10 protein-coding genes are annotated in these 15,975 nt (G+C 72.4%); 8 read left to right on the top strand and 2 right to left on the bottom strand.

Features of this window, described 5'->3' with window-relative positions; translation table 11 throughout:
• Window positions 1-4 precede the first annotated feature (4 nt).
• From J4Z35_RS01900 to J4Z35_RS01880, 5 genes are all read left to right on the top strand, one after another.
• The gene (locus J4Z35_RS01900; RefSeq protein ID WP_208065328.1) at window positions 5-4,255 is read left to right on the top strand and encodes an alpha-(1->3)-arabinofuranosyltransferase family protein; all 4,251 of its coding nucleotides are present in this window, start codon (window positions 5-7) and stop codon (window positions 4,253-4,255) included.
• A gap of 2 nt (window positions 4,256-4,257) precedes the next feature.
• Window positions 4,258-5,100: a glycosyltransferase gene (locus J4Z35_RS01895; RefSeq protein WP_074045269.1), complete on the top strand. Its 843-nt coding sequence runs from the start codon at window positions 4,258-4,260 to the stop codon at window positions 5,098-5,100.
• On the top strand, window positions 5,097-6,170 hold the full coding sequence (locus tag J4Z35_RS01890) for a glycosyltransferase (RefSeq protein ID WP_074045270.1): 1,074 nt from the start codon (window positions 5,097-5,099) through the stop codon (window positions 6,168-6,170). Before J4Z35_RS01895 ends, J4Z35_RS01890 begins: the two co-directional genes overlap by 4 nt.
• Before the next feature lie 4 nt (window positions 6,171-6,174).
• Window positions 6,175-8,109, top strand: coding sequence for a hypothetical protein (locus tag J4Z35_RS01885; protein ID WP_208065327.1), 1,935 nt, complete (start codon window positions 6,175-6,177; stop codon window positions 8,107-8,109).
• 87 nt (window positions 8,110-8,196) lie between these two features.
• Window positions 8,197-8,346: a hypothetical protein gene (locus J4Z35_RS01880; RefSeq protein WP_156444985.1), complete on the top strand. Its 150-nt coding sequence runs from the start codon at window positions 8,197-8,199 to the stop codon at window positions 8,344-8,346.
• Between the two features lie 114 nt (window positions 8,347-8,460).
• On the opposite strand, the gene J4Z35_RS01875 is transcribed toward J4Z35_RS01880, so the two are convergent.
• The gene (locus tag J4Z35_RS01875; protein ID WP_208065326.1) at window positions 8,461-9,696 is read right to left on the bottom strand and encodes a glycosyltransferase family 4 protein; all 1,236 of its coding nucleotides are present in this window, start codon (window positions 9,694-9,696) and stop codon (window positions 8,461-8,463) included.
• An 86-nt stretch (window positions 9,697-9,782) separates the two neighbouring features.
• Between J4Z35_RS01875 and J4Z35_RS01870 the strand changes: the two genes are divergently transcribed.
• Genes J4Z35_RS01870 through J4Z35_RS01860 form a run of 3 tightly spaced genes read left to right on the top strand, consistent with a single transcriptional unit; the run spans window position 9,783 to window position 14,901 of the window.
• Window positions 9,783-10,625 carry a class I SAM-dependent methyltransferase gene (locus tag J4Z35_RS01870; protein WP_243754760.1) on the top strand — a complete coding sequence of 281 codons (843 nt, stop codon included), beginning with the start codon at window positions 9,783-9,785 and terminating at the stop codon, window positions 10,623-10,625.
• Complete coding sequence (locus J4Z35_RS01865; RefSeq protein ID WP_062258374.1) at window positions 10,622-11,359, top strand: class I SAM-dependent methyltransferase; 738 nt, start codon at window positions 10,622-10,624, stop codon at window positions 11,357-11,359. Before J4Z35_RS01870 ends, J4Z35_RS01865 begins: the two co-directional genes overlap by 4 nt.
• Window positions 11,356-14,901 carry an alpha-(1->3)-arabinofuranosyltransferase family protein gene (locus J4Z35_RS01860; RefSeq protein ID WP_208065325.1) on the top strand — a complete coding sequence of 1,182 codons (3,546 nt, stop codon included), beginning with the start codon at window positions 11,356-11,358 and terminating at the stop codon, window positions 14,899-14,901. The genes J4Z35_RS01865 and J4Z35_RS01860 overlap by 4 nt, the downstream gene beginning before the upstream one ends.
• Here J4Z35_RS01860 and J4Z35_RS01855 read toward each other — a convergent pair.
• The gene (locus J4Z35_RS01855; protein ID WP_062258378.1) at window positions 14,840-15,955 is read right to left on the bottom strand and encodes an acyltransferase; all 1,116 of its coding nucleotides are present in this window, start codon (window positions 15,953-15,955) and stop codon (window positions 14,840-14,842) included. The genes J4Z35_RS01860 and J4Z35_RS01855 overlap by 62 nt on opposite strands.
• Window positions 15,956-15,975 lie beyond the last annotated feature (20 nt).

The raw sequence follows: 15,975 nt of genomic DNA, 5'->3' as shown, positions 1-15,975 counted from the left end.
GCTCGTGCGACGACCCATCCTGCGCCGCGGACGCCTCGATGCCTACGCCGTGGCCTGTGCCGTCGCCGCCGTGGTGCTCGCGGCCGTCGTCTTCCTCAACGATCTCGGCCATTTCAACACCGACATCAAGCCCGAGGTGTACCTCGCGCCGTGGGAGATGGTGGGTCGCTACCTGTCGTCGTGGACGGCGTCGCCGTACCTGGGGTCGGCGAACTTCAACGTCGGTCTCGTGCCCGTGCTGCTCGTGCTGTCCGCGCTGCGCGGCATCGGGCTGTCGCCGGAGTGGACGTTCAAGATCTTCCACCTCGCGCTGTGGCTCGTCGCGGCGTGGGGCGCCGCGCGCCTGACGCGCACCGTCGCGCCGCGCTCGACGCGCTGGCTCGGGCTCGCCGCCGCGGTGTTCTACCTCGCCAACCCCTACGCGATCGCCGCGGGCAACACGCTCGCCATCGCGTTGCCGATGGCGTTCCTGCCGTGGCTGCTGCTGTGCTATCTGCGCGCCCTGCAGCGGCCGTCGTCGTGGGCGTGGCCGGCGCTGTTCGGGCTCGCGTTCTTCGCGATGAGCGGCATGAACGTCGCCGTCGTGCCGCTGTTCCAGCTGTTCGGCATCATCCCGATCGCCGCCGTCGCGCGCTGGCACCTGCACCGCACATGGCGTGAGATCGCCGCCGTCACCGCGAAGTGCGCACTGTTCGTCATCACCGTGTCGCTGTACTGGCTCGTGCCGGCGATGTCGGCCGTGGCCACCGGCAGCCAGATCGTCGGCACGTCCGAGACCCTCGACGGCATCCACAAGGTCTCCTCGTTCACCGAGGTGCTGCGTGGGCTCGGGCTGTGGCCGTTGTACGGCCACGGCGACGCTGGGCCGTGGGTGCCGCAGAACGCCGCCTACATCACGAGCCCCTGGGTCATCGCCCTGACGGCGCTGTGGCCCGCGCTGGCGCTGGTGTCGCTGCGCTGGGCCCGCACCGGGGTGCGGCGCGCCGCGGCGCTGACGGCGGCGATCGCGGCCGTCGTCATGGTCGGGCTGTTCCCGGGGGAGAACGATGCGGAGAGTCCCGCGGGCTGGCTCATCCAGGCCGTGCTGGCGTTCCCGCCGCTCGCCGCCTTCCGCACGACGAACAAGATCGGCGCGCTGCTCGCGCTGTCGTTCGCGCTCGCCCTCGCGTTCGGCGCCGTCCACCTCACGCGTCTCGTGCGCCGCCGTTCCGGTCTCGCGCCGATCGCCGCGGCCCTCGCGAGCATCGTCGTCGCCGCCTGGATGCTGCCGGCCCTCGCGAACGGGCTCTACATCTCGCGCATGGACATCCCGTCGTACTGGGACGACGCAGCTCGTGCCGCCGACGACGGCGTCCGGCACTCTTCGACGCTCGTCCTGCCGGGCCAGACGCGCCCGACGTACCGCTGGACGGTGCAGCGCCCCGACGACCTGACGAACTCCCTGCTGAAGCGCGACGCCGTCGTCCCCGAGACGACACCGAACGCGAGCGCCCCCGGCGGCAACTTCCTCGCGGCCCTCGACGACACCGTCCAGTCCGGTACGGCGTCGGGCGACATGGTGTCGACGTTCGCGCGCTACCTCGGCTCCGACAACGTCCTCGTGCGCCACGACACCGTCTGGGAGAACGACGGGGGAGCGCGCCCGGCCGTCGTCCAAGCCCTCATCGGCACCGACACCGGCCTGTTCGGTTCCGGCAACTTCGGCAAGCCCGGGCAGAACGTCCTGTCGCCGGTCGCCTCGCCCGCCGGGTACGACGAGGCGAGCCTGCGCCCCGTGCAGCTGTACACCGTGCGTGACCCGCGAACGGCCGTGCGGGCGCAGAGCATGGCGAACTCCCTCGTCGTCGCGGGTGACGGCTGGTCGTTCCCCGAGATGGTGAACGCCGGGCTGCTGCGCACGTCACCGAGCGTGCAGTACGCGCAGGATCTCGACGCCGCAGCCCTGACGCGCGCGCTGCAGGCCAAGGGGCGCCTGGTCATCACCGACACGAACGCGCGACGCTCCGCCATCGCGCAGCGCCTCACCGCGGGCAACGGCGCGCTGCTCGCCGCGGGCGACCCTCTCGGCACGACGCGCACGCTCGGCGATTCGCCCGACGATCAGACGGTGCTGCTGCGCTCCGGGACGCTCGTCACCGCGACCACCTCCGGCGGCACGTTCTTCGACCTGCCGTACGCGGTGCCCGAGAACGCGTTCGACGGCAACCCCGACACGAGCTGGCGCTTCGGCGACTTCCGCCGCGCCGTCGGTCAGCGCCTCGACCTCACCCTGCCCGCGAGCCAGACGCTCGGTGACGTCACGATCGCCCAACCCGACCTCGGCCCCGTCAAGATCGACAAGGCGACGATGACGGCGGGTGGCCGCTCCGTCACGGTGCGCGTCCCCGATTCGGGCAAGGCCACCTTCCACATGGGCGGCGTGAGCGCGGACCGCGTCAGCGTCCACATCGACAGCATCCGCGGCGACGGCTTCAACCTCGTCGGCATCTCCGAACTGGGCCTGCCGGGGCCAAAGGCGACGCGTGCCGCGCGCACCCCGACGACGCTGACACGCCTCTACACAGGCCTCGACGACGCGGGCCGCTCGGCGTTCTCGTCCGCGCCCCTCGACGTCCTGCTGCGCCGCGTCGAGAACACGCCCGCGGCCGCCGACGACAGCGAGATCGCGCTGCGCCGCGTCGTCTCCCTGCCGCAGGGCCGCACCTTCAACGGGGATGCCCGCGTGCGGATCGACGGCGACGACCTGGAGAAGATCTACGACGAGGTCGCCGGGTACAGCGACGCGGTGCGTGCGACGTCGTCGGGCGTGTGGTTCGACAAACGCCAGTACCGTGCCTCGGCCGCGGCCGACGGCAAGAGCGACACGGGCTGGGTGCCCGGGGGAGCCTCGCCCAAGGGCGCCTGGTGGCAGCTGACGACGGCGCCGCGCGACATCACCAGCGTCGACCTCACGCAGAAACCGACGCTCGGCGACGCGAAGCGCACGCAGTGGGCGACGAAGGTGTCGGTGCTCGTCGACGGCAAGAAGGTCGCGAGCTCGTCGGTGAACAAGAACGGCGACACGCACATCGCGCTGCCCGACGGCACCCGCGGCTCGCGCGTGCGGGTCGTCATCGACGCCTCCGACGGCCCGGAGCTCGCGACGCCCGCCGAGTTCACCCGCATCGACACGGGCGCGTCGATGAAGACCTCCGACCTCGGCCCGTTCGACTCACCCGGCAAGAACCGCTGCCTCGACGTCGCGACGATCGACGGGCGCGCCGTGCCGATGCGCCTCGACGACGACACGATCACCCGCTCCTCGCAGGAAGGCACGCGCTGGGTCTCGTGCACGCCAGTGACGCTCGACGCCGGCGATCGCCGCATCGAGCAGGCCCCAGGGTTCGTCCTCGACTCCCTCGACCTGCGCGACAACCGCAAGCAGGCGACGAGCGTGCCCGCGGCGCCCGCGTTCCGCGTCACCGACGACACGCCGACGCACAAGACGATCCGCCTCGAATCGAGCGCGACGCCGAGCGCCGTCGTCATCGGCCAGAGCTACGACGCACGCTGGAGCGCGACGCTCAACGGCAAGGCGCTTCCCGCCCCGACGACGATCGACGGCTACAGCACCGGCTGGATCCTGCCCGCCGGCGCGCAGGGCACCGTCGAGATGCGGTTCGCGCCGCAGCGCTGGGCGAACGTGGCGCTGATCGTCACGCTGCTGACGCTCGCGGCGATCGCCGCCATCGTCATCGTCGCCGCCCGACGCGGCGGCCTGCGCGCGCCCGTGCCGCACCGCAGCGAGACGTACACGCGCAGCATGCGCCGCGCCGACGCACTCGCACGGCGCAGCGACGCTCAGTACCTGCGCCTCGACGTGGCATGCGTCGTCGCCGCGACGTTCGGCGTCGGCGCCGCGGGCCTCGTCGCCTCGCTCGTCGCGGTCGCGGCGCTGCGCCTTACGCGGGTGCGCTCGCGTCATCTCGTCGTCGCGGGGGCGCTGCTCGTGCTCGCAGGCGTCGGGGCGTTCCTCCTGCTCGACCCGAGCCTCGGGCAGGTGAGCGCCGACGCCATCGCCGCGAACATGTGGCCGCACCGCATCGCGGGCGCCGGCTTCGTCATCGCGCTCATCGGGTTGTTGCGTCAGCACGACGCGCCACGAACCGCACGCCGCAGCGGCGGCAGCCACCGCGCGGGGCCGCACACCGAGGCGGCCACGGACCCAGCCACGAAGACAGCCACGACCGACCGGGCGATCGCAGAACGAGGATGATGATGGACGAGCGAACCCCTGACGCGATGTTCGAGCGCGGTGTCAGCGTCATCGTGCCCACGCGCAACAACGAGCGCACCCTCGAAGCGACGCTGCGCTCGGTCAAGGAGCAGAGCGAGCCGGGCGTCACGCTCATCGTCGTCGACAACGCCAGCACGGACGCGACGAAGGACATCGCGCGCCGCTGGGCCGATGTCTACCACGAGGGCGGGCCGGAACGTTCCGCGCAGCGCAACCGCGGCATCGAGGCCGCGCAGACGACGTGGATCGTGTGGCTCGACAGCGACATGATCCTGCCGCCGCGGGCGATCGAGGTCGCCCTCGACACGGCGCAGCGCACCGGCGCCGACGGCGTCGCGCTGCCCGAGCGCACGATCGGCGACGGCTTCTGGACGGCCTGCCGGGCCCTGGAGCGCGAGTGCTACCTCGACCAGCCGTGGCTGCACAACCCGCGGCTGCTGCGGCGTGACTTCATGCGCACCGACGGCGAGTTCCACCTCGCGATGTCGGGGCCGGAGGACGCGGATCTGCGGCTCAAGATGCGCCGCGCGGGTCAACGGATCGAGCTCGCCCCCATCATCATCGACCACGACGAGGGCCGCCTCACGCTGCGCGACGTCTTCTCCAAGCGCTATTACTACGGGCGCAGCATCCCTGCCTTCGCGGCCGAACACGACGGCGCCGTCGGGCAGCAGGGCCGGGACGTGCTGACGGCGTACTGGGCGCACCGCGACGACCTCGCGCGTCGCCCGCTGCACGCGGTCGGCATGGTCGGCATGCGCGCGATGGAGGCCGTCGGCTACGCCCTCGGCGCGGCGAGCGCACGGCGCGATCACGCGCGATGACCCGCGAGCTGCTGTGGCTGTCGCTGCCCGATCAGCGGCCGCGCCGTGAGCTGTACTGGATGTCGCGGATGCCGGGCACGCACGTCACGGCGATGGCGCGCGAGGAGCCGTTCGGCGACCTCACCTGGATGCCGACGACGTACCGTCGCCCCGTGACGCGCTTCATCGAGGCCGGCGCGTTCGCGTGGGCGCAGGGGCTCGACGAACAGCTCGAGCGGACGCGCCCCGACTGGGTCGCGAGCCTCGAGCTGTGCTCGCTCGTCACCGGCCAGCTCAGCGCGCGGCGCCGACGCCGCCCCGGGCTGCGGCAGGCCGTCATCACGTGGGAGAACCTGCCGCGCCAACCGTTGTACGCGCTGCCGCCGTACCGTCAGGCGTTCGAGAGCACCCGCGACGCCGACCTCATCCTCTGCATGGTCGACGCGGCGCGCGACCACCTCGCACTCAACGGATTCGACCTGTCGCGTGTTCGCGTCGTCAAGCCGGGCATCGACGTCGAAATGTTTTGCCCCGCAGCCGAACTCGCCGACCGACCGCGGGTCGTGTTCACCTCGCCGCTCTCGACGAACAAGGGCATCGACACCGTCCTCGACGCGATGCGCCTCGTGCGCCGGCGCGTGCCCGACGCGCAACTCGTCGTCGCCGGTAACGGGCCGCTCGCGGGGCTCGTCGAGGAGGCCGAGCAGGCCGAACCGGGCGCCGTCGTGCGCGCCGGATCACTCGACGCGCCCGGCGTCGCCGAGCTGCTGCGCTCCGCGCGCGTCTTCACGACGGCGCCGCGCCCGACGTGGAAGTGGACCGAACAGCTCGGCCTCGCCTACCTCGAGGCGCAGGCGTGCGGGTTGCCCGTCGTCACGACCGCGTGCGGCACCAATGACGAAGCCGTGCGCGCACCCAACCTGCTGACGGAGTCGGGCGCGTACGCGCTCGCCGAGGGTCTCGTGCACTTCCTCACCGACGACTCGGCCGCGCGTGCGGCGTCGGCGGCGAACCGCGCGCGGATGCTCGCCGAGCACGACATCCGCCGTCAGAGCGCGAAGATGGGCGAGGCCTTTGCCGAGTTCGAGTGACGCCGTGACGACGTCCGGCCGGCGAGCGACGCACGGGGCTGCGTGGGGCGCGACGCGCTGGGCGGGCCGTCACGCCGGGATGCTCGCGAGCGCGGTGTGCGCCGCCGTCATCCTCGGCCCGATGCTGCTGACGCGCGGGTTCTGGCTGCACTACGACATGGTGTTCGTCCCGCACCTGCCGTTGTCGGACACGACGCTCGGTACGGCCGGGCAGGTGCCGCGCGCGGTGCCGAACGACGCGATCGTCGCACTGCTCGACCTCGTCCTGCCCGGGGACATCACGCAGAAGATCATCCTGCTCGGGGCGTTCCTCGCCCTCGGCGCAGGCATCGATCGATGGCGCGCGCCGGTGCTCGCGCGCGTGTGCGCGAGCGTCCTGCTCGCCTGGAACCCGTGGGTCGCCGAGCGTCTCGCGATCGGCCACTGGGGGTACCTCTGGGGCTACGCGGCGTGCGTGTGGGCGATCGTCGGGGCGCTCGAGGCGCGCCGCGCTCGCACACGTTCGTCGGACGGCGTCGCGGCCGGCCGCGCGGAGGCCGAGACTGCTCGCCGCGCTGATTCGGCGGGAGAAGTCGACGCCTGGATCGACACGTACCGCGCCAGAGAGAGCGTCGCTCACCGCGACGCCGATGCGACGCACGCCCGCCGCAGCGTCGCCGTCGCGCTCGTCATGTCGGCGGCGTCCGGTTCGACGGGGGCCGTCCTCGTGGCCTTGGCCCTCGCCGCTGTGACGTTCGCACCCGGCGCGGGACGGCTGGCATGGCGCGCCGGGTGGCGCCCGACGTTGCTGACGGTGCTCGCCTGGGTCGGCCTCAACGCCTCGTGGTGGTGGCCGTTCCTCACGGCCGCGCCGAGCGACGCCGCCGACGCGGCCGGCGTCGAGGCGTTCGCGGCCCGCAGCGACGGCGCGGGGCCCGTGTGGACGTCCCTGCTCGGCGGTGGCGGCATCTGGCACGCGCCGTCATGGTTCGCCGAACGCAGCTCAGCGCCCATCGTGCTCGCCTCCGCCCTCGTGTGCGTCGCCGGCGTCATCGCCGCCCGGCGCCTCGGTCGCGGGCCGATCACGGCGCTCGCCGTCACGGGGCTGTTCCTCGCGGGCGCGAGCACCGTGCCGGGGCTGCGTGACGTCATGACGGCGATCGTCCTGCACGTGCCCGGCGGCGGGCTGCTGCGCGACGGGCAGAAGTTCGTCGCCCTCTGGGTCGTCCCGGCGGCCCTCGGCTGGGGGCTGCTCATCGACGCCGAGGTGCGCCGCGCTCGCGGCAGCATCCTCGCGCCCGTCGCCCTCATCGGCGGCATCGTCGCCCCGCTCGTGCTCCTGCCGGGCCTCGCGTGGGCACGCGGCGGACAGTGGCGCGGCGTCGATTATCCCGCGCCGTGGACGCAGGTCGCGCGCGACCTCGACGCCGGGACCAACGGTGCGACGCTCGTCCTGCCCTGGTCGACCTACCGTCGCTACGCCTGGAACGGCGAGCGCACCGTCCTCGACCCCTGGAACCGTTTGCTCACCGGCCGCGTCATCGCCGACGACGCGCTGGCCGTGCGTCAGGGCTCTGGCGTGCGGGTCGTCGCGGGGGAGGACCCGCACGCCGCCGCCGTCGGTCGCGCTCTCGTTCACCGCTCGGCCGACGAATTGCGTGACGCGATGGCTCGGGCCGGCGTCAGCCGCGTCATCGTCCAGACCGACCAGCCGGACGCCGCCGCCGTCGCGGATCTCGTCCGCCGCGCGGGGGCGACGCCGCTCGCCGCCGCGCCGCCGGTCTCGCACCTCACGACGTGGTCCGTCCCCGGTGCGACGCCTCGCCCGGCGACGCCGTGGTGGCGCGCGCTCGGCCTCGTGACGAGCATCATCACCGCCGGTGTGGTCGTCGCGGGTACGAGCCGAGGCGGGGTTTTGCGTCGAAAGCGATGCACCCGCGCGCCGGAGCGGCTAAGCTGAACCAAACGCGTCGCCTCGGCGATGCTCCGTCGTGCCACCCGGTGGCGCGGCGGCTGACCACGAGCGAAGGTGAAGGCGGTCAACCCCATGGGCGCATCCACGAACAAGACGATGTACAACATCATCGGAGCCGTCGTCGGCTTCCTGCTCGCTCTGTTCGCGATCTGGGGTCTCGTCCAGTCGCAGAACTCGAGCCAGCCGCAGCAGTACCAGTCGAAGATCAGCTACGACGGCTGAGCCTCCGGCTCCCTCATCTCAGACGAGAGCGGGGAACGACCTCGACGGTCGTTCCCCGCTCACGCATGCCCTGACTCGGCTCAGCGGCAGCCCGCGCCGGGCGGCGCCAGCCCGTCAGCTCAGCTCGGCAGCGCCGCGGCGGGCATCGCGTTCGGCGACGAGCTCGCGCAGGCGTCGCACGTGCAGGGGCGTGTCGGGCGGCTGGGGTGCGCGCTCGGCGCGGCCGAGGACGTCGAGCAGCGTGTGGTGCACGTTGCGGCCGGCCGATTCCCAGCTGAACGAGCGCGCGTACGTCACAGCGTTGCGTCCATAGGCCTCACGCACGTCGTTGCGCGACAGCAGCACGCGCACGTCGTCGATCATCTCCGCCGTCGTCGAGGCGAGCGCGCCCGTCGAGCCGTGCTGGATCGACTCGCTCGGCCCTCCGGCTTGCGCGAACGCGACGGCCGGGGTGCCGTGCAGGCCGGCCTCGACGATCGTCAGGCCCCACCCCTCCTTGTAGGAAGGCATCATGACGACCCAGGACGAAGCGAGCAGCGTGTGCTTCGTCGCCTCGTCGACGAACCCGTGGAAGTGGACGGCGTCCTCGACGCCGCGTTCACGGGCATGGCGCTCGATGTTCGGCTGCCAATAACCCGAGCCGACGACATTGAGGTGCAGGCCCGGGAACTCCTCACGCAGTTCGGCGAGGGTGTCGACGGCGATCTCGACCTGCTTGTGCGGCACGAGCCGGCCGAGGACGGTGAGCGATGGCGCGGCGCTGCGGGGCACGTCGGCGTAGGATTCGAGATCGCGCGGGTGGTCGTTGCCGGAGTAGACGAGGTCGATGCGCTCGGCGTCGACGCCGAGGCTCGCGAGTTCGCTGCGGCTCGCCTTCGAGACGGTGATGTAGCGGCAGCGCCGGTACACCCACGGCGCGACGCGTGACTCGAGCAACCAGCCGAACCTTGCGAGGCGCGGGCTGAAGATGCTCGCCCACTGGTCGCGGTGGACGTGGTGGACGACGGCGACGACGGGGATGCGCGCGACGAGCGGCGACCAGAACGGCACGCCGTTCTGCACGTCGATGACGACGTCGTAGTCACGCTGGTGCCGCACGAGGTGCCACAGTCCCGCGGCGTAGCAGGTGAACCGGTTGCCGGCGCGAATCACGGTGACGTCCCCATGCATCGTGCGGCGTGCGGCGCCGGGGAAACGAGCCGTGTGGATCGTGACGTCGGCGCCAAGCTCGCTCATCACCTCGCTCGTGCGTTCGACGAACACCTCCGAGCCGCCCGCCTCGGGGTTCTCGCGGTCGCGCCACGACAGATAGAGGACGCGCAGAGGCTCGGCGTCGCGCTCGTCGTGCATCCTGTGGCTCTCCTCGCCGTTCGGCTGCCTGCTTCCGGGTCGCCCGTTAGAGTATCGGGGTCGAGGAAGGCAGGTGGCCCGTTTCCATGAGCGCGTGCGAAGTGTGCGGTGGTCCGTGCACGGATCTGCCCCTGGGAGGCTCCGTCCTCGACGCCTGCACCCGTTGCGGGCACCTGCGTCGCGACCTCGATCGCGCGCCCGCGCGCCACCGCGATCATGCCTACGGCGGTGACCCGACCCTCGACGCGGCCCGCCTGCGCCTGACCCACCGTGCCCTCGTCGCCGACGGCGCGCCCGCGTCGGTCTTCGAGATCGGGTACGGCGCCGGGGGATTGCTGCGCGCCTTCCATGACGCGGGGGCGCGCGTCGCGGGCGCCGACCCGGATCAGCTCGACCGGGACGTCGACCCCGTCGTCGTCGCGCACGGTCGCCTGCACGCCTGCGGCATCGAGGAGGTGCCGGCGGGGGCGCCGCCCGTCGACCTCGTCTACGGCATCCACGTCCTCGAGCACGTCGTCGACCCGATCGAGACGCTGCGCCGCACGCACACACTGCTGCGCCCCGGCGGTAGCGCCCACTTCTTCACCCCGGCCGGCGACTGGGCCGGCCTGCGCCTCGCGAGCGACGGCTGGTGGATGCTCGAGGACCCGACGCACGTGCGCTTCTTCACCGCCGATTCCCTCATCCGCGCCGCGCGTGAGGCAGGCTTTGACGACGTCGAGATCCGTCGCCCGCCGCTCGATTCGCTCGTCCACGACGCCGCGAGCGCCGTCCGCCGCGTAAGGCCTGCGCCTCGGCCGCAGGGGGTTCTCGCACAGCGCTCGACGCTCGCTCTCACCGCTGCGACGCTGCCGCTCACTCTCGCTGCACGCGCGCTCGTGCCCCGGCTGCGCCCGACGCTGCACCTCGTCGCGCGGAGGCCGGAGTGACGTCTCGCCCACGTGCCGCGACGCGACGGGGCCTCGGGCGCAGCGTCCGGTTGTTCCGTGCGTTCCTCGTCGAGCAGAGCGACCCGCACCGCTTCTACTCGGCTCTCGCCGACGACTCGATCGCGATCCTCGCCGAGCACGTCGACCTCGACGGTGCGCGCGTGCTCGACGTCGGCGCGGGCCCGTCCGAGTTCGCGGACGCCTTCCTCGCGGCCGGCGCCCACTATGTGCCGTTGGACGCCGACGCGAGCGTCCCCTCGGTGCGTGACGGCGGCGTCGTCGCGGACGCGGAGCACCTGCCGTTCGCACCGCGAACCTTCGACGTCGTGTTCAGCTCGAACCTGTGGGAGCACGTGAGACGCCCCGAAGCGGTCGCCGATTCGTTGCTCGACGCGCTCGCGCCGGGGGGCGTGCTGTTCCTCGCGTACACGAACTGGTTGAGCCCGTGGGGTGGGCACGAGACGTCGCCGTGGCACTGGTTCGGCGGCGAACGGGCGGCGCGACGCTACGAGCGTCGGCACGGCCACCCGCCGAAGAACCTCGTCGACGAGGGCCTTTTCCGGGTGAGCGTCGCGCAGGGGCTCGCCTGGGCGCGCTCGGTCGAGCAGCGCGGCGGTGAGCTGATCGACGCCCGTCCCCGCTACTGGCCGGATGCCGCGCGCGCCGTCCTGCGGGTGCCGGGGCTGCGCGAGATCGTCACGTGGAACCTGCTCGTCCTCGTGCGCCGCGGATGAACGCGACGCGCGCACGGCTGCTCGCGCTGCGCGTCGCGTTGGTCCTCGCGTTCGTGCCGTGGCTCGTGCAGCCGGGCGTCATCCAGCCGGACACGAAGGTCGACCTCGTCGTCTCGCCGTGGCGTTACCTCGCGCGCTCGCTCGACGCGTGGTCGACGCACTCGGGTTTCGGCGAACTGCAGAACCAGGCCTACGGCTACCTGTTCCCGATGGGCCCGTTCTTCGGCGTCCTGCATTCGCTCGGCGTGCCCGGCTGGGCGGCGCAGCGCGCGTGGTGGTCGTTCATCCTCGTCGTCGGCTTTCTCGGCGCGGCCCTCGTCGCGCGCCGCATCGCCGGGCTGAGCGCGGGGGCGGCCTGCGTCACCGGTGTCGCGTACGCGCTGAGCGCACGCGTGCTGACGCTGCTGTCGGAACTCAGCGTCGAGACGTGGCCGGGCATGCTGCTGCCGTGGCTCGTCCTCGCCGTGTGGTGGGGATGGCGCAGCAGCCGCCACATCAGGTTGCTCGCGTCCACCGGTGTGCTCGTCGCGTGCCTCGGCGGCGTCAACGCGACGGCGTCGCTCGTCGCCGTCCTCGGCGCCGGATTGTTCGCGCTAGTGGTGACGCGCGAGTGGCGCCTCGTCGGCGCGTACGTGATCGGCGCCGCGCTCGGCAGCGCCTGGTGGCTCGGGCCCCTCGTCGTCCTCGGCGGGTACGCCTACCCGTTCCTCGACTTCATCGAGACCGCGCGCATCACGACGGCCGTGACGACGCTGCCCGCCATCCTGCGGGGTGCGTCCGACTGGGTCGCCTACATCGTCGACGCCGACGGTCACCCCATCTGGCAGTCGGGGTGGGTCGTCGCGCAGGGCACCCTCAGCATCGTCGCGGGTTCGACGCTCGCCGGCATCGCGCTCGCAGGGCTCATGACGACACGCGGTGGTGCCTCGCGGGGCGCGCAGGATGACGTCATCCACGCCGCGCGCCGCGTCCGCGTCGCCTGCGTCATCCTGCTCGCGGGCGGCATCGTGGGCATGGCCCTGCCCTACGCCGGCACGCCCAGTGGCCCGTTCTCCGGTCTGATGCGCGATCTGCTCGACGGCCCGCTCGCTGCGGCGCGCAACGTCCACAAGCTCGACCCGCTCGTCAGACTGCCCCTGGCCATCGGCGTTGGTGCGGCGTGGGATGCGCTGGCGCGCAGCGCACCTCGTGCCAAGCGTCCTCGTTCCGCGCGGAGCGCGTGGGCGGCGCAGGTCGGCATCGCCGTCGTCCTCGTCGGCACGCTGGCACCGTTGCTCGTCGGGCGTCTCGGTGACGCGAACGGTGTGCGCGCGTGGCCCGCCTCGCTCGTCGCCACCGCCCGAGACGTGGACGACGCGGCAGCCCGCGACGGCGGATCAAGTCTCGTCCTGCCGTCGACGCGCTCGGCCCAGGCGGACTGGGGGAACGCCACCGACGAACCGCTCACCGCGTTCGCCGCGTCGTCCATCGTCGTGCGCGCCTCGGCTCCGCTCTACCACCCGGGTGCGCAGCGGCTCGTCGATGCCGTCGACACGGCCCTCGCGCCGGGTTCGGCGAGTGATCGGGGACGGGCGAGCGAGGCCGTGCAGGCGGCGGCACGGGCGGGGGTGCACCGCATCGTCGTGCGCTGGGGGAGTTCGACGTCGCAGCAGACGTCACCGCCGCAGGCGTACGTCGCAGCCCTGACACACGCCGACGGAGTGAGCGCCCATCGCGTCCACGGCAGCGGCGCCACGCGCTACGACGTCTTCGACCTGGCCCCCACACCGTCGACTACGGGCGCTGCGGTCTCCGTCCTCGGCGGTCCGGAGTCGACGCTGACGCTCGCCGGCGTCGGCGTCAGCGCGAGGCGCCCGTTCGTCACGGGCCGTGCCGACGGGTGGATCACCGACGACGTGCGACGCCGCGCGTACAACAACGGCCAGGTCGTCGGACGGGCCTTCGGGCCTGCCCTCACCGCCGATGACCCCGCGCCCACGCGCGTCGGCGCGCACGACCTCGACTTCCCCGGCCGTGACGCAGGAAGCAGCGTCCGCCGCGTCACCGGCGCCTCGCGCATCGAGGCGACATCGTCGACCGCCGACCCGTTCGCCTCGCTCTACCTCGGCCCGGGCACGTCTGCGGACGCGGCGTTCGACGGCTCCGACGACACCCGCTGGCTGACGTGCGCCGACCGGCCCAGCACCCTGAGCGTGACGTGGGACGGCGGCGCCCCCGCTCAGACGATGACGCTCGTCCCTGCGGCCACGGGCGACGCGCGGGTGGCAAGCGTCGACGTGCGCTTCGACGGGCGATCCGTGAAGCCGCAGCAGGGCGCGGGTAGCACCTGGAGAATCGACGTGCCGGCCGGGACGCGCGCGGTCGCGGTCACCCCGCGCGCGGCGCCGGGGACGGGCACGAAGAATGCAGCCGTCGGGCTGGTCGAGGTGCGCTCCACCCGCCCCGTCGTCAGCGTCGTACACCTGCCGGGCACCGTCGATGGCACCCGAAACGGCGTCGTCGTGACGCGCACGCACCCCTGGTTCGACGGTCACGCGCTGGCGTCGGAGGATGACGGTGCGTGGACGCGAGCATTCACGGTCTCGCGTGCTGCGACCATGAACGTCACGCTGACGTTCAAGGCTGGCGTGGCGCCCGGATCGGTGCGAGAGCCCCTCATGATGCGGTCCGGATCCGGCGCCTGGCAGCCTGCCGGAACACCTGGTGGAGGGGCCGATACTGCAGGGAGAACGAGGTTGATGGCCCTGCCTGCCGGCGAGGCCAACCTGAAGGTTTCACCTGAGGTCGAACGTGTGACACTTGTTCCGGCCGCCGCGGCGGCCAGGGACCAGCTCGGACTCAGTGCGGATTCGAGCACGGACACGCCGGCCAACCCGACGCTCGCCTCGACGCAGGGCGCCAACGCCGGTTGGGCTCTCGACCCGGCATCGCCCACCCCCGCATCTGGCATGACCGCCGGTAGCACGCGCCTCGTGACCCTCGACGGATGGCGTCAGGGCGCCGAGCACGCCGCCCACGGACAACACTTTGTCTTCGCACCGCAGCACCTCCACCGCCTCAGCCTCGTCGTCGGTGCGGCCTGCGCACTCGCGTGCCTCATGCTGCTCATTGCCACGACGTGGTGTGCCGCGGCGTCATCGCGACGCGCTGCGCCGATACGCCGCCAGGCAGCCTCCGACGACTTCGCGCTGCAGACACCGCGGGCACTCGTAGCGCACGCAGAATCTGCCGTGCCGGCCTCGCGCCCCCGCGCCGCCCTCGCGCTTGCCGTCCTCACCGCCATCGCGGCGGCACTCCTGGGATGGGTGGCGATACCCGTCGTCCTCGTCGCTTGCTTCGTGCCGCGGCGTCGACGGCGGGTGCTCGTCATCGCGCTCATGGTCGCGGTCGGCCCGATCATGGCGGCGCTCGGCGTCGTCGATCGCGGATCGCTCGGCGCGGTCTCCGGCCAGGTGCTGACGGCGCTCGCGCTCGTCGTGTTCAGCCTCGAGGTAAGCAGTGTGCCCAGCGGATGGCGGGTGCTTCGACGACGCGCCAACTGAGTCGCGCCAGTGCGAGTGACACGACGAGCGTCACGATGAGTACGAGAGCGAACGGCGCGTGGAACAGCCTCAGGTGCAGGGTCGTGAACAGCACCTGCAGCACGAGAACATGCCACAGGAACAGGCCGTAGCTGACGTCGCCCGCGCCGCTCAGCAGGGCCTGCGCCTCGGCGCGCGTCGGCCACGTCTCGTCTTCCGACGCTCGGACGGCCGCGCCGAGCAGCAACGCCGCGATGAGCGCGTACGCGAGTTCCTTGACGAGCGCCTGCCCGTGCGTCGGTGTCTCGAGGTGGATCGGCCCGCCGAGCGGTGTGGCCACCGCGACGTACGTGACGCCCGCCCATCCCAGCAGTGCTGACGGCGACGCTTCACGCACCGCGAGCCCCATGCGCGCCCGGCGGCCTGACCCGCCGGTCGTCGGGTCGGCCGTGAACACCCACCCCGCCGCCACACCGACGGCGAACCACGCGGCGTGTCCGATGACGCTCGTGCTGACGGCCCCGAGGTTCGCCCGTCCGCTCGAGGCGGCGAGTGTCTGCACGACGAGACCGGCGACGGCGACGAACATCAGGACCGGCAGCGGAGAGCGACCATCACGGCGACAGCCGCGCAACCACCGGCAGATCAGCGGCACGAGGGCGTAGAACGTCACCTCCGTCGTGATGCTCCAGGCCTGCGTGAATCCACGGAACGACTCGCCCGCGTATCCCTGCAGCAGCGTCAGGTGTGACAGCACCGAGCGCACGTCGACCGCACCCGGTTCGACCGCCAGCGTGACGACGACGACCGCCGCGAGCGCGACGAGATAGGCCGGCAGGATGCGTGCGGCGCGCTTGCGCCAGTAGTGCCTCGTCGGGGCCGCCCCCGCGCTCGCACCACGCGTCAGCAGGTAGGCCGATATGGCGAAGAAGACGGCGACGCCGACGTCACCGCGGGCGAGCAGACGCCCGACGCCGTCGATGCTCGAACCGCCGCTCCAGTAGGCGACGTGGGAGACGAGGACGAGCCCGGCAGCGACGCCTCGCAGCGGATCGATCCATGGAATGCGCTGCATGTGCCGTCCCTCACATCTAC

The sequence above is a fragment of the Dermacoccus sp. NHGro5 genome, from assembly GCF_017565385.1.
GTDB lineage: Bacteria > Actinomycetota > Actinomycetes > Actinomycetales > Dermatophilaceae > Dermacoccus > Dermacoccus nishinomiyaensis.
The sequence above is the reverse complement of the archived record's forward strand: the minus strand, read 5'-3'. Positions and strand labels throughout refer to the sequence as shown.

Coding starts and splice junctions, on each gene's coding strand:
- J4Z35_RS01860 (WP_208065325.1), top strand. CDS start 11,356: ATGAACGCGACGCGCGCACGGCTGCTCGCGCTGCGCGTCGCGTTGGTC.
- J4Z35_RS01890 (WP_074045270.1), top strand. CDS start 5,097: ATGACCCGCGAGCTGCTGTGGCTGTCGCTGCCCGATCAGCGGCCGCGC.
- J4Z35_RS01880 (WP_156444985.1), top strand. CDS start 8,197: ATGGGCGCATCCACGAACAAGACGATGTACAACATCATCGGAGCCGTC.
- J4Z35_RS01855 (WP_062258378.1), bottom strand. CDS start 15,955: ATGCAGCGCATTCCATGGATCGATCCGCTGCGAGGCGTCGCTGCCGGG.
- J4Z35_RS01875 (WP_208065326.1), bottom strand. CDS start 9,696: ATGCACGACGAGCGCGACGCCGAGCCTCTGCGCGTCCTCTATCTGTCG.
- J4Z35_RS01895 (WP_074045269.1), top strand. CDS start 4,258: ATGGACGAGCGAACCCCTGACGCGATGTTCGAGCGCGGTGTCAGCGTC.
- J4Z35_RS01870 (WP_243754760.1), top strand. CDS start 9,783: ATGAGCGCGTGCGAAGTGTGCGGTGGTCCGTGCACGGATCTGCCCCTG.